Source organism: Acidimicrobiia bacterium (assembly GCA_041676705.1).
Taxonomy (GTDB): Bacteria; Actinomycetota; Acidimicrobiia; order Acidimicrobiales; family SKKL01; genus Actinomarinicola.
On the sequence record JBAYRL010000020.1, the window covers coordinates 1 to 15,220 of the forward strand.

General features: G+C 50.6%; 7 protein-coding genes. 3 read left to right on the top strand and 4 right to left on the bottom strand.

Annotated features, from left to right (window positions below; all coding sequences use genetic code 11):
- The first annotated feature begins 208 nt into the window (after window positions 1-208).
- On the top strand, window positions 209-3,658 hold the full coding sequence (locus WC184_13050; protein MFA7478794.1) for an NlpC/P60 family protein: 3,450 nt from the start codon (window positions 209-211) through the stop codon (window positions 3,656-3,658).
- A 67-nt stretch (window positions 3,659-3,725) separates the two neighbouring features.
- The gene (locus WC184_13055; GenBank protein ID MFA7478795.1) at window positions 3,726-4,079 is read left to right on the top strand and encodes a hypothetical protein; all 354 of its coding nucleotides are present in this window, start codon (window positions 3,726-3,728) and stop codon (window positions 4,077-4,079) included.
- 626 nt (window positions 4,080-4,705) lie between these two features.
- Here WC184_13055 and WC184_13060 read toward each other — a convergent pair.
- The 3 genes from WC184_13060 to WC184_13070 all read right to left on the bottom strand — a co-directional run bounded on the left by WC184_13060 (window position 4,706) and on the right by WC184_13070 (window position 12,877).
- Window positions 4,706-6,391 carry a hypothetical protein gene (locus WC184_13060; GenBank protein MFA7478796.1) on the bottom strand — a complete coding sequence of 562 codons (1,686 nt, stop codon included), beginning with the start codon at window positions 6,389-6,391 and terminating at the stop codon, window positions 4,706-4,708.
- A gap of 868 nt (window positions 6,392-7,259) precedes the next feature.
- On the bottom strand, window positions 7,260-8,612 hold the full coding sequence (locus tag WC184_13065) for a hypothetical protein (GenBank protein MFA7478797.1): 1,353 nt from the start codon (window positions 8,610-8,612) through the stop codon (window positions 7,260-7,262).
- Window positions 8,613-8,695: 83 nt separating this feature from the next.
- On the bottom strand, window positions 8,696-12,877 hold the full coding sequence (locus tag WC184_13070) for a helicase HerA-like domain-containing protein (protein MFA7478798.1): 4,182 nt from the start codon (window positions 12,875-12,877) through the stop codon (window positions 8,696-8,698).
- Window positions 12,878-12,999: 122 nt separating this feature from the next.
- Here WC184_13070 and WC184_13075 point away from each other — a divergent pair, with 122 nt between their 5' ends.
- Window positions 13,000-13,551, top strand: coding sequence for a hypothetical protein (locus WC184_13075; protein ID MFA7478799.1), 552 nt, complete (start codon window positions 13,000-13,002; stop codon window positions 13,549-13,551).
- A 116-nt stretch (window positions 13,552-13,667) separates the two neighbouring features.
- On the opposite strand, the gene WC184_13080 is transcribed toward WC184_13075, so the two are convergent.
- Window positions 13,668-15,080 carry a hypothetical protein gene (locus WC184_13080; protein MFA7478800.1) on the bottom strand — a complete coding sequence of 471 codons (1,413 nt, stop codon included), beginning with the start codon at window positions 15,078-15,080 and terminating at the stop codon, window positions 13,668-13,670.
- Window positions 15,081-15,220: the final 140 nt, after the last annotated feature.

Consider the following 15,220-nt stretch of genomic DNA (forward strand, 5'->3'; position numbering starts at 1 on the left):
AGGTTCAGACGATAACCAACACAGCCCAGCATCGCGGGTACCCGATGATATCAAAGGATCTGGCGGTCATGTTTTGGGGAATCAGAGAAACTCTTCGGGGGTTACACAACCACAAAACAACACCCCATCCAATAGTAGTGACAGCCCTAACACTAACAGCTATACTCCTGCCCCTGAAGCTGGGATGTTTCCATCTACCGAGCCTGGTGTGGATAGCAACAGTTTAGAAAACCGTGCTGAGTCGGATCGTTTCGGACGGGCTGGTTTATCTGATTTTGCGAAAACAGCGGCCGGTGCGGCTTTAGAACGGGTTGTCCCTGCGTCACGTTTCATTCCAGGGTCGTTGAAACAAAAACTTGTTGACCGCCCCACAAAGACCATGACCGATGATCCTAAGAACCGTCCGGTTGGTAAAAACCAGTCCCAACAGGTTGGTTTCCGGTTACAAACCGGAAGTGGGATGGTAGTTGTTGCGGTGGGTTTAGTGATGCTTATTTTGTTTACCGTAATTGGAGGTGCTTCTGATGATGACACCTCGGCTGGGATGCAACCCCCTGACGAGATTTTAGCTGTTGCTGAAAACCCGTTTTTGGCTCACAACGCTCTTAAAGCTTACCAGGTGGCTGCTATTGGGTATGACGATGAACGTTACGGTGGTGTGGTGCCCTGGTCGCTGTTAGCAGCTATAGGAGCGTTTGGGTCTGAACATGGTCGGGTGTCACCGTATCCTTTAGATAAATGTGACCGGGCTGCTAACCGAGGCGAGTTTATGAAACCTCGTTTCGATGTTGGTCCTGAGTATTGTGAGGGACAAATTTCTACTGACCCTGTGGTGCTGCCACCTATTGGGGATGAGGGTTTAAACCAAGGTATTGGCCCCATGTTGTTATCTCCACAAGCAGCGTTAGAGCTGAGCCCTAACCGGTCCCAAGCTTTAGCTATGGCAAACACTTTGAGTGGTTCTGGGGCGTGGGGACAGATCGAAAGTGGCCTGGATTTTTTGGCGTTTGAAATGGCCCGGTTGCGACGCGATCTTGTGGATAGTGGCGAGTATTCACCAGAACTTACTGAAGAGGACACTTTGGCGTTATGGACGGCTGTTGTGGCACAGCTTCCGATACGGGACCCTTTCCTCACTGAATGTCCTACCCCGATACCTGCGAATGATTCTAGTTCTATAGCTTTAGCAATAATCACAACTTGGCATTGTGAGTTGTCAAATGCGAGACAGCTGTACACTTTGGCGCTCAACGACGAGCAAAACGTGGCGGATGATGAGCTTCTAGTTCAACTCCCAATTTCTGATGCTATAGAAACTATTTTGGGTGAAGCTCACACTGTGGCTTGGGCGTTTTCTTCTCTTGGTACTAACAGCTGGGTTGATCCGCAGCGTTGCGAAACAGCGGTTGAAGACCCTGATAATCCTGACAGCCCTACCCCCAAACCAGAGCTGCTAGTTGACGGGTCGGTCCCTGTAGGGGTGTTTCCTTTAACAGAAGATGTGTATGAGGCTTTCACCCCGAAACCAGATGTTAACCGTTGCGATCTTGGCGCTAACATTCACGCTGCTGTGAAAGCGTTCATTGCGGGAGAAAGTGTTAAACCAGGTTCTATAGAACCTTCTAATGGTTACGGGTTAGCTAACGCCCCAGCCCTTGGGGATCGTAGGGTCCAGCCAGGTGAGCCGCTGTGGGCGATGATGTATGGGGGTTGGCAAGCAATGAGTTGGGTTTTAGGACACGAAAGTTTAGGAACCTTGGGCCCGTACCGTCCGTTTGAACCTAACACTGTTTGTGATCAGCATGTTCTAGAATGGGTCACTCAAACTGTTAACAACCAAAAAGGGTTAGTGACAGAAGTATTGAACGGGGAGAAACCCGGTTCCAGTCTTTTAGGTGGTGTGCCACAGCTACACCAACTTTGTGGCAATGTCACAGATGGTACCATGGAAGACCTGGCAGCTATGTTTGCGCGCCAGTTAGCTTCTGGGGTAACAAAATCGATTGAAGCTGACCCTGACGCTTCCGATCCTGGTAGTGAAGAGGACGGGTCTTCCGATATTTTGTTAGAAACCGACCCGCAAACAAATAACCCTGGTGTCCCCCACTACGACTCCCCCGTCCCAGGGGTTTGGCCACCACCAGGTGTAACAGGGCAAGAACCGCAGGTGGAATCTTTGGTAGTAACAAACCCTGTTTTTACTAGCCTGCTAGTAACCGAAAACGAACCAGATAACCACCCGGATGTTGCGTGGTGGCCAGAAGAACTACCCCCCTATCTTGAAGATGTGTCTGTAGATGACGTGTTTTTGTTTTACGGTTACCATGCTTTAGCTGATGCTTTGTTAGAAACGGTTACCGATGAAGGGGTGTTAGCCCCAGCCCAAACACCTAAAGATTCTGCGGTGTTGCGTTTATCGGTATCGGGTCGAAAAGTTGCGAACGTGCCACCAATGCCAGCCCGTCCAACAAGTTACGCTGATAGGGTTGTAAATCTTGCTATTGGTATCGCGGGGCTGTATGAGGGTGACCCTAGATGGGACCCTACAGTTAACCCTTTAGCCGGTGGTTTTGGTGGAGGGTTTAGCGGAATGGCTGATAGTGCTTTGCTTCAAATGTTGTTCCCTGCGATGCCGCAAGTGTTAGCTGACGCTATCATTTCAGCTGCTAACACATGTAACAGTGACCCTGAATATAACGGGGCGTGGATCGATCCGTTGTTGTTGGCTGTGATAGCTCAAAAAGAGTCGGGGGCGTTCTGGAAAAACATCACTGAAACAGGTTATCTAGACACAAAAAACTCGAACAGTACCGCTACAGGTGTGTTCCAGTTTTTGGTTGGCACTTGGGATAGTTTAGTTCGTGTTTTAGGGGTCGCTGCTTTAGATGGGAACGGGGATGGTGTAGCAGAACGTGAAAACGTGTATGACGCTGCTTTAGGTACCTGTAGGTCATGGGCCCGGAACATTATTGGGGAAAACACTTCTGACCCTGACGTTGCTCGTAAAGCGATAACGATCCATGTGTTTGGGGTTGTTGATTCTCGGGTGCCAGCGGTACAAACCCGTCTTGTCGGTCAGATGCGTAACTCCGGTTTTTCTGACAGTATGATTAACGCCCATTTGTCTTACCCTGACACAGCGTTGGAAGCTTTGGCAGCTCTACGGGCACAAGCAGCGATTTTATCTCCGGTAGGTTTAGGGTCTCATAACGCTACAGGAGAGATCGGGGCGCTTCTTGACTATGCGCTTTCTAAATTAAGGATGCGTTACCATATGGACAGTGTGGGACGTATGAAACCTGACACGTTTGACTGTTCTTCTTTCACGGGACGTTCTTATTGGACTATTGGTAGAAGTTTAGGGTCTGCTACGGTTCCGTTTACCGCGGAAGCCCAGTTTAACTATATGAACCGTATGGGTTTAGGTGTCCCGCAAACCCAGATGCAACCCGGAGACCTGATTTTTTATGCGGGCACGGGTAGCAGGTCTTGTTCGATCTGCCATGTTTCTATCTATATAGGTAACAACCAAATAGTTCATGCCCGGAACCCTTCTAAAGGTGTGACGTTAGATTCGGCTGACTACAACCAAAAAGGTATCCGTGGTGTGGCACGACCTATCATGTTACCAAGAGACATGGAACCCAAATTCACATAAAAACCTAGCAGCCTACTCACCGTTGTAACCGTTCGATACCCATGTCCCCAACCATTACCTATGCACTATGTCACACATGATAGGTTTTTTGGGGTATAACCCAACCGCTGTCACAACTCCGGGTGGGGTTTCACCGGTGTCGTATGCTACTACAGCCGAGTTGTTGTGCGAGTTTCGAAACGTTACCGGGATGTCTTGGACTGTTTTAGCAGCCTGTTTCGGAGTATCCCCACGTACCCTGATAGGTTGGGCTACCGGTGGAATATTACCAGCCAAACATGAAATGCTGATCCGAGAAACCGCTTTAGGGGTAGAACGTGCGGTTAAAAAACGGCAGGTAGCCCACTATAAAGACGTGTTGACACAACATTTGTTACTAAAATATTTGACCCAACCAGGCAACATATCAACCGTGGCCTAGTAAAGCAACATAAACTAACCACAGCGGTTACGAAGAGTTCCTCAAAATCAACGCAGCCACCCACACCCCACAATCTTCTTAAGCCGAAACATTTGTGTTACAAACATTTTTGTGTGTGATGGTTAACGAGACTTGCGGAGCCCCATCCAGCGTTTTTGGTAGAGCATCCCCAATGCACCTCACCGTCTGGACCAGTGAAACTCTCGTTTCATGATTGTGGGAATACCCAACTAGAAGCCGCGGAAATACCCAACTAGAAGCCGCGGAAATACCCAACTAGAAGCCGCGGAAATACCCAACTAGAAGCCGCGGAAATACCCAACCAGCCTGTCTAGGGATCACAAGGTTTGAAGGTATAACCAGGTGCCCGGTCGGATGGGTGTCAGTTGCCCTGATTCAAAAGGAGTGTTGGTGTCCTGGCTTAGTTGAAGCAAAGCTGAACACAAACAAGTAGGGGTACCCAGGTGTCACTATCCTAGGTACCCCTGTAAGCCCTGTACTATTACGGTTCAATCACCAACACGGGTGTGGTCTGGTTGGTGGGGTTCCCATTCCCTAGTAGCCCACTACTGCCATTGCCCCAGCAGTAGGCATCACCACCGACAGTGAGCCCACAAGTGTGGTTGCTACCAGCTGTGATTACTTGACACTTTTACAGGTGTTGTTTGATTGATGGTATCACCGTTACCAAGCTGACCACTAGTACCATAGCCCCAGCAGTAGGCATCACCACCGACAGTGAGCCCACAAGTGTGACTGCTGCCAGCTGTGACCTCCACGAAACTGTGACCACCAGACACTTTCACAGGTGTGTTCTGGTCGGTGGTGGTCCCGTTCCCTAACCGGCCGTGACTACCAGCACCCCAGCAGTAGGCGTCACCATCGGTGGTTACCCCACAAGTGTGACTGCTGCCAGCTGTGACCTCCACGAAACTGTGACCACCAGACACTTTCACCGGTGTGTTCTGTTGGGTGGTGTTCCCATTCCCTAACCGGCCGTTACTACCATTGCCCCAGCAGTATGCATCACCACCTACAGTGAGCCCACAAGTGTGGTTGTTGCCGACGGTGACTGTCACAAAACTGTGACCACCAGACACTTTCACCGGTGTGTATTGGATTGAGGAGTTTCCGTTACCTAACTGCCCATTACCGTTCCAGCCCCAGCAATAGGCATCACCATCGGTGGTTACCCCACAAGTGAAGGCATTGCCAGCGGTGACTGTCACAAAACTGTGGTTACCTGACACTTTCACAGGTGTGTACTGATTGGTGGTGTTCCCGTTCCCTAGCTGACCACCGTCGTTCCAGCCCCAGCAGTATGCATCACCACCTACAGTGAGCCCACAAGTGTGGTTGTTGCCGACGGTGACTGTCACAAAACTGTGACCACCAGACACTTTCACAGGTGTGTACTGATTGGTGGTGTTCCCATTACCAAGCTGACCGCGCTGGTTGTTGCCCCAGCAGTAAGCATCCCCTTCTGTGGTTACCCCACAAACCTGGTTGCTGCCAGAGATTACAGTCACAAAACTGTGACCACCAGAAACTTTCACCGGCGCGTATTGGGCTGAGGTGTTCCCGTTACCAAGCTGACCACTAGTACCAGCTCCCCAGCAGTAGGTGTCACCGTTTGTGGCTATCCCACACGATTGGCTGCCGCCAGCACTGGTTTGAGCCCAGAACCCTGGGTCCGGTTCAGGTACTGTTGTGGTTGTTGTTGGGGCTGGTTGTTCTGGTTGGGTGGTGGTGTTGTTGATCCCTGGTATTTGTTGGTTGGTTACAGCCTCGGAAGGAGAGCTTTCACCGATAGAGTCAAGGTCTGTAATACAGCCGCCTTGTATTGTTCCACTGTGAGGCGGGGCTGTAACTACACATGCCCCGTCATCTAACGCCACAACCATCAATAAGGTGTTGGGGGATCGTGTGAAGGTAAGCTCAGATATCTCAGGCCAAACATCGCCTTCCGTGACCACCACCCCACTATCATCAGCGACAACCCCAACAACCCCAGCTGCTTGGGCTGGTGGCCAGTCTTCTAACGCACCCATCACGGCATCGAGCCCAGCTTGTGTATCCCACGCATCTGCCCCCGATAGGGCGAGCAACGCTTGTGCTTCACGAGCCACCGATTTCAACGCAGCGAGCTCGGCTTGTTCACGGGTTTTGTTAAACACATTTTGGAATGACACAAACGCTGCGAACACCAACAGAGCACCCACCACTAAACCCAAAATGATTTCTACAAGAGTTAAACCCCTACGAACATAAACACGAGCAGGGTTGGCGGGTTTTGGTGTGGACGGTGACATAGGGGTTTATTGTCCTATCACCCTCACAAATAACTAGGAACTTGCTTTGTGGTTACCGTGTTTTTGTTTGTGGTTGGATAAACGGGTTAGCGTTGTGTAGCCCAGCGTTCTAACTGTGTGTCGGTAACGGTTCTAAGGTAGCTGGTAAGGACGCTGCCAGGGTTTTGAGAATGTTCAGATGTTGAACAGGCAGCTAAATATTTGTGGGTTGTAACACCTTAGAAAATACTACAGACACGTCTGCCTTTAGATGTTGTACAGAATGACCAGTTGTTTAGTTATCACCCGATCACAAGCCGGGTGCTAACAAACGTTGGTGTAAATAACAGACTCTCAATGCTTTTTGTACCTCGAACACTACCGGGTCTAAAGTTGGATCAGGTTCTACAACAGCTAGATCAAACTTTCGTTGGTGCGTCAACAATGAAGCCTATAAGGAGTCCTTCAATGAGGGCTTGATTAATGATTTGCAGGAAGTTGCTGAACACGTCTCTGAAAACCTAGCCCAGGGGCCTGTTTGCAGCAGTTTTGCCTCTGTAAGCCAGTTCAGCGGAGTGCATAGAGATGCTGGTCAACACTGTATAGATCTATGCGGTTTGGTTTGTATTTGGTCACAGCTTTCTAAGAGTCCTGCTGTTGCCATGTGTTAGGAGCCTACGAACTCGTGATCATCGATCCCATATTGGGGGCGTTGTTGTTAAAAACGTTTGTGACACATGCCCAGCCCTGCCTTTGCTGGGGGAGATTATCGTGGACCACTAATGGGTTCTATGTGTAGGTGCTGCCCACTCTGAGAGCGCTAGCAACCAACTTTTGGCCCCGCGTTTTAGATTTGGCCTACTGCTCCCAGTGACGTCAATCGACATTATCACCATGAGAGTACGATTTTGCCATCTGAATACGTCGAAGCTACCGAAGCTGTCCCACCCGGCGGAACCAGGTTACCACCCCCACCACCACCACCCATACCTAGATAGTCATATTCACTAGTCCCAAATATACTGCCCCCAGCTAAGCCACCGGACCAACCGCCGCCGCCGCCGCCGGTGCCGTAGCCGTACTGCGCTGCTCTGCCATCGCTGAGCAAGTTACTGAGTCCAACGGTACCCGCACCGAGATAGCTATACGGTGCGTTTTCCCCTCCGTTACCCCCTGGCCCGGACATGTCTCCGTAGCCACCACGTCCCCCGCCGTCTCCTGCACCGCCTCCTCCACCAGCAACAACAAGCCAACCCCCGTTTCGTGCTATACCGGACGCCCCACCGCCTGCACCACCCCATCTACTTGTAGTAACGACAGAACCTATACCCCCGTTAGCGGCCCCAACACCAGGCGTGGTACCAGCCCCGGCAGTTGCGGGTACTACCAATAGGGTTTCACCCGGTGTGACAGGTAAAGTTCCAGTTATGACAGCGCCACGTCCCCCCCAAATATATGGAGCACCACCCGAGGCACCAGCACCACCTTGTACACTAAAATTGATGTTATAGATATTTTTGGGCACTGTGAAATTGGTCGGCTCCGAACCAACAAATATTTGTGAAGTAGGTGGTTGTTCCGTTGTAGTTGTTGTGGGCGGTGTCGTTGTGGTGGTAGGTGGTGCCGTTGTTGTGCTTGTAGACGGTTCTGGTTCAGTGGTTGTCGGCTGTTCTGGTTGATTAGCGGTGTTGTTGATACCTGGTATTTGCTGGTTGGTCACAGCCTCAGCCGGAGTGTTTTCACCGATAGCCTCTAGGTCGGTTACACAGCCGCCTTGTATGGTTCCACTGTGAGGTGGGGTTGTAACCACACACGCCCCATCATCCAACGACACAACCATTAACAAGGTGTTGGGAGAACGTGAGAACGTGACCTCTGCGACACTAGGCCAAGCATCAGCTTCTGTAACCACTACTCCACTCTCATCAGCGAAAACTCCAACAACACTAGCGGCTTGGGTTGGGGGCCAATCTTCTAACGCACCCAACACAGCATCCAATCCGGCTTGTGTGTCCCAACGATCTGCACCTGATATGGCGAGTAGGGCTTGTGCTTCACGAGCCACCGATTTCAACGCAGCGAGCTCGGCTTGTTCACGGGTTTTAGTGAAAACGTTTTGGAACGACACAAACGCTGCGAACACCAACAAAGCACCCACCACTAAACCCAAAATGATCTCTACAAGCGTTAAACCCCTACGAACAAAGGAAGGGGTAGCGGGTTTTAGGGTGGTAGGTGACATGAGGGTTTATTGTCCCCCCCCTTAAAATAACCAGGAACTTGCTTTGTGGTTACCGTGTTTTTGTTTGTGGTTGGATAAACGGGTTAGCGTTGTGTAGCCCAGCGTTCTAACTGTTTATCTGTCACGTTTCCTAGGGTGGCGGGGGTTGCTACGATTTGGGTTGGTGCTGCTTGGAATGGTGAAGTGCGGGCTTGTAGTTTTACGATGGCGTATCCGATAGGCATTTCACCTAGCCACCGGTATTCTCTGATTTGTTGGCCTAACATGTTTGACCAGTTCAACAACGAAAACACACGGTCACGGTCTTTAGATTCGGACACGTTGTGAACTATTACGGTGTCTATGTTGCTTGTGATAGCTGAGGGCACATCTGAGGGGTTTTGTACCACATCAATAAATTTTACGCCTGACGCACGGATTCTGCGGTGCATCGATTCGTACAGTTTGATACGGGTCGCAGCGGCGTGTTGATCTTCGTCTTGTCCTTGGTCACCAAACAGTTCGTGGGCTTCTTCTAACACTACAAACAACCCAGGTCCGTCACCGTTATGGTTGAACGCTCCTGCGCGGCGGTAGAGCCCAGTTTGGTATAGGGCTTGCATGAGGGACCCTAAAATAAATTTGCGGGCCGGGTAGCTTAAACTATCAGTTTCGATGATTGTTACTAGGCCACGGTCGGGGTCTAACAGGTCCGAGATAGTTAAGGTGGTTCGTTCATGTAGGGAAGGGTCGCAGGTAACAATATGTGCTAACGGCCCGCCTTCAGCATAAGGGGCGACGCGTCGCCATAAACTTTGGAGACGGTCTCGCATAGCGGTACCACCTAGACGCGCTCCTTCTATGGTGGCTGCTTCTTCAATGTTTGCGGCAACAATCACCGCTAAATGTTGCATCCCAACTAGACGTGATAGTGGTGTGTAGGTGTACACGTTTACTACATCTTGTCCTATGGTCGGGTCGAACCCTATAGCTTCTTCAGGGATTTCTTCAGCTGGTAGAGCGGGTAACACAATCTCTGGACGTAAAATTTCGCCGGTTGTATCATCTACGGTAGCTGGGCGTAACACATAGGGTTCTAACCGGTTGGCCCGATATAGAGCGTCGATTGCCTCTGCTATCAACGATCTTCCAAACTCGCCCAGGTTCATAGATGCTGCCATGTTGTCAGCAGTGGATTCTAACCATTCGTTAGGTGTCATGTCTTCCACAGGTACTTCTAGAGGGTTCCAACGAAACGCGCCCAGGCCTGAATGGCGAACACTGAACAGTTGGAAACGACCGGTTTTTTCACCTGTTACCGGATCGGTGCGTACAGGATCCACAATAGAACCCAGATGACGCATGTTCGTCATCCAGTCCAAACCTAAAATGGAGGCCCCTACTTTTTTGTATTTAGGGGTTGGGTCGTCCGGGTCAGATGTTTGGATAGTGTGTTCTACTTTGACAAGGCCTTCTAAAAGCGCCATCAAAGTAGTTGTTTTACCAGCACCTGTGATACCTGCTATTAACGTGTGGGTTAGCTCTGAAGTGTCAACACCATATTTCAGGTGTGACACGATGCCACGTTCACCGTTAAACACTTGCCCTAACGTGATTTCCCGGTTTTGACGATCAGCAGGCATTGCCATTACCGGCACAGAGTCATGTATCGCTAGCAGCCCAGGGCCTTCTGCTACAGGCGGACGTGAAAACGCTGGTAGTTCCCCGATAGTAGCAAAAGATGAATAATGCCAGGGTTCTACCAGTTCTATCGTTGGTTCGCGTCTACGGTAGGATGTGAACGCTTGGGCATGTAACAACAACCGTTGTTTTTCGGCGTGGACAGCGGCCGGGTCGGGACCTACTATCGATGAAAAGTCGGTTATCACATGAAACGGTTGCGATACCCGATCATTATGTGTCCCTGGACCCCAAAACGATGTTTTTAAAAGTGCGGCGCCGGCCGCTAACGTTTCCGGGTTTTCGCACACCAAAAACATTTGGTAAAGAAACGCGCCACCTTCGATCCCGTCAACATAGCGTCGCATGGTTGCTTCAAGAATGTCACCAATGATCTGTTTCGAAGCGTTAAACGTTGTTCTCGATGTGGAAAGCCCAAAAGATGGTACCGCACCTAAACTACCTGTTGTGGATGCTTGGCGGGCCATAGTAACCGCGTACGCCTGGTTTAACGCCTGGTTTTGCGCGACAGAAGAAGACGACGCTGTAGAAACGTTCCGCCCAGCGGTTTCAGTAACAGTTTGAGTAGTGCCCTCAGTGACAGTTTGGGTGGTTCCTTGAGTACGTCCCTGGGTCACTGACTGGGAGGTGGAAGACGTGTTAGCTTCTGTTACCCCACCAGAGATTGTTTGGGTCCGGCCACCAGTTTCAGCGAGCGACGCCCCAGTAGCTAAAGACGACCCTGTACCACTGCTTGATGTTTGGCTAGCACTTTGAGTAACACCCGAAGATTGGGACACCGCCTGGGAACTACCCACTGATTGACCAACCCCCATAGTTTGGGTGTTTGACAATGCTTGGGTTGTGCCAACCGCTGATGTTTGCGATTGGGACGCTGTGGTACCTAAACCAGCGTTTTCTGCTACGGTAACTGTCTGGTTCAAACCTTGGGTTTGGGACGAGGACACCCCAGTTGATTGGGTGTTACCACCTGTAACTGTAGTGCCTAAGGTGTTTGTAACTGTTTCTGATTCGTTGATCGAAAACGAGTTTTGGGTGTTCCCACCGCCACTAAAACCAAACAGACCACCAGAAACTGAAGAACCATCTGAAACTCCACGAGTGTTCGCCAAAGCGTTAGCTAACCCTTGCGAAAGTGAAGTTCCTTGAGAAAGTGAAGTTCCTTGGGACTGGTTCCACCCATCAGTAGCCGAAACAGATGTACCTTGAGCGTCGGAAAGGGAAGTACCCCAAGTAGTGGAATCGGAACGCCCCGCGGTAGCAGACTCGGTTTGTGAAACACCAACTGTTTCACCTGTTGCTACCGATTCTGACATCGAACGTGCTTCGGTGAAACCTTGCGAAGCGCCAGTTGTTGCGGTTTCCCCATATGTTTGTGACGACCCTGTTGCGTGAGATACCGAATCGGTGTGTGCTAACGATTCCCCAACGGTGGTAGAAGCCGAAATACCCTCAGCGAACGACTCAGAACTGCCAGTAGTGTGTCCTGTAGCGGTACCTTCAGTGTGGGACAACGTATCAGAAACAGAAACCCCATCAGAAGTAGATTGGGACACCCCTTCAGAAACACCTTCCGTGTGAGAAACACCTTCTGTGTAGGTTTCACCTAAAGTCGCTGCGGCACCAGCACTGTCACCACTAGAATGGCTATCACCTACGGAATGACCGGCACCCATACCTAAACCTAACGGCAACGCTACACCAACAGTAGCGGCTTTTTGGCCGTGTGTTTCCGATCTTACAGCCGACAATGATTCGGAAACGTTCCGCCATGCCCGAGTCATTTCTTCCACAGGTAACGGCACAGTAACCAGGGTTAACATGAACCCGCCACGACCTTCGACCATGCCACGGATGAACGCTTCCATTTGGTTGTGGGTCTGTTCGATATCGGTACGGTTACCGTCCATCAAACTTGACATCCCAATAGATTCACTGTTTTGTATTGGACGACCCCGAGCTACCGCAATATTTTCCCACGATGCCTGGTAGCGTGCTAAATGTTCGCCTTGTTCTATAGTGATCGGCGCGTATTCGATTTGTTGGAACACACCATCTAACAGTGCCGCTAAAGCAGCGTACGCTTCGTCAGCTTTAGCAGTCGCTTCGTCAATAGTTGACCCAATAGCTTGAACACCGTAAGCGAACACTAACGGTATTTCCGCTGTTTTTGCGACTAGCTGACAAAACAGCACCCCTTTTTCACGTAACCCTGAAAGGACATACGCCATCTGCGACATGCCGGGCTGGTCGGAACCAGAACCCTGTTGACGTAACCAACGCGGTACCCGTGTTAAACGCAAAAACCGTACTACTTTAAAAAACGTGTCCGGTGTGCTTTGCCCAGGGTCACGTTGGGAAAGCTCATAACAAAAATAGCGGACCTCGTTGGGTTGATCTTCAGCAAACGCACGCCATGACCGCACAATAACAAGCTCGTCATAATCTATTTCATCTTCAGAAACTTTAGCGGCAGATTGTCTAGCCCCAGACATCATCTGGCGAAGATCGGGACGCGCTGGAAGACGTCTCGTTGGACGTCCTGGGAGCATAAAAGGGCGGTGCGACGATGAGAACATACTCATAGCAAAACACTGTTGCTGCTTTCACTGTTGAAACCAGCCCAACAAAATACCCCAAAAACCTACTGTTAAGAGTGTCGGGTTCCCTGGTGTGCGTCACCAAATGTTTAGGACACGTTAAACCTATGCGGAAACTTGTTACCATCCTGTTTGTCACTGTTTTAGTTTTAACGGGTTGTTCTAAAACTAAACCCCAAACCCCGACTGTGCCTGGGTCATCTACTAGCACTTCAACTAGCACAACCAACACCACCACAGACCCTGGGACCAACACCACCACAGACCCAACCACAACCAGTGAAGGGGAAAACCAAGGGCAGCTACCTGCCCCCACCGGTGTTTTAACAATCCCCGATACCACAGTTGTGCCACTCGATTTTGTTTTAGGTGCTATGGAGTTGATGGCTGAAGGTGACGCCACACGTTTTGGTGGTGACCCTCACCCTTCTAGCGGGGATGGGTATGTTGGTATTGTTATTTCCCCTGGACCGTCACAACATGTAACACAACGGCTAGTTGATTCTTTCGAAGGGGACGGCTGGGAAGTGTTGTACGCCCAAAACACTGAAAACGGCTGGCTGATTTCCGCTGATTACAACAACTACACAGCTACTGGGGTTGTGTCGGTACAGCCCGATGCATGGCTACAAGTAACAGTCACAGTACAACCACTCTAGCATTCCAAACACACCTGCTAATATGCTATAATTGCACTGTTGTGTAGGGTCAGGTGTTGATAGACCGAAGATACCTGATCCTACACAACAACCCAATCCACAGTGTTTCAAGGTGTTTAGGGTGTGACCACCACTGTTGGGCTGATCCGATCTGTAGTTGTGCTATCACCCAGCTGTCCATACTGGTTCCAGCCCCAACACCAACCCGAACCGTTCGAATCGACCCCACAAGAACTGCTACTACCAACAGTGAGTTGTTCAAAAACGAGCTCACCAGCAACAGCGACGGGAGTAAGCCTCCGAGTTGTTGAGTTATCCCCCAGCTGACCGTTACCATTATTGCCCCAACACCAGGCTTTACCGCTGGTGTCCAACCCGCAGGTATGCCCCCCAGTTTTTAGTTGTGTGAAGGTGTTGTTGCTAGCAACAGCTGTAGGGATATTACGGTTGGTGGTTGAGTTGTCTCCCAGACCACCACCACTGTTGGAACCCCAACACCAGGCTTTACCTTCGATGTCGATTGCGCAAGAATGTAAATTACCCGCTGCGATTTTTGCAAAGGTCCTGTTCCCGGCAACAGCGACGGGAGTGAGTCTTCGTGTTGTTGAGTTATCTCCCAGCTGACCGTTACCATTATTGCCCCAACACCAGGCTTTACCAGTCGTGTCCAATCCGCAGGTATGCTCACCGCCTACAGCTAGTTGTGTGAATGTTTTGTTGCCAGCAACAGCTGTAGGGATATTACGGTTGGTGGTTGAGTTGTCCCCCAGACCACCACCACTGTTGGAACCCCAACACCAGGCTTTACCAGTCGTGTCCAACCCGCAGGTATGGTAGTGGCCAGCGTCAAGTTGTCTAAAGGTATGATCACCACTAACCGCTGTCGCGATGTGGCGATGTGTGCTTGTACCATCCCCCAAGGCATTAAACCCATTATTGCCCCAACACCAGGCTTTACCAGCAGTATCAAGCCCGCAGGTATAATCTTGACCTAGCGTGATTTGTGAGAATGTGTGGTTGCCAACAACCTTTGTTGGGGTTAGTTGTTGTGTTGTTGTGTTGTTACCTAGCTGACCACGATGGTTGTTGCCCCAGCACCAAGCCTCACGGTTAATATCTAAGCCACACGTGTGAGACTGACCTGTGGCTATTTGTGTCCAAAACCCTAGCTCAGGTTCAGGTTCAGGTTCTGTTGTGGTCGTAGTTTCAGTACCGGCAGGTGTGCTACCTACAGTGGCACCGGGGATCAGACCGTCTGATATTAGTTGTGTGGGTGTGTGGTCTCCTACCTGATTGGAACCTACAGAGTTCCCGTGGATTGTGCCTACTGGTGGTGTCACTACAACATTCCAACCCGTGTCCCCTACCCCAACCAGCACCAGGGTATTAGATGTTCTTACAAAACCGATTTCACCAGCATCTGGCCAAACGTCCCCTTCAACAGGCACCAACCCATCACCACTATCAGCCAGTGTTCCAAAGCTTGTAGCGCCGGGGGTGTCCTCAATAGCACCTACATTGTTGCGCACCGCAACCCGGCCTGAGTATCCCAACGATCCGCCCCCGACAGGGCCAGCAGTGCTTGTGCTTCGCGTCCCATTGAACGTAACGATGCAAGTTCGGTTTCGGTTTGGGCTTTGTTAAACACGGTTTGAAAACCAACAAACGC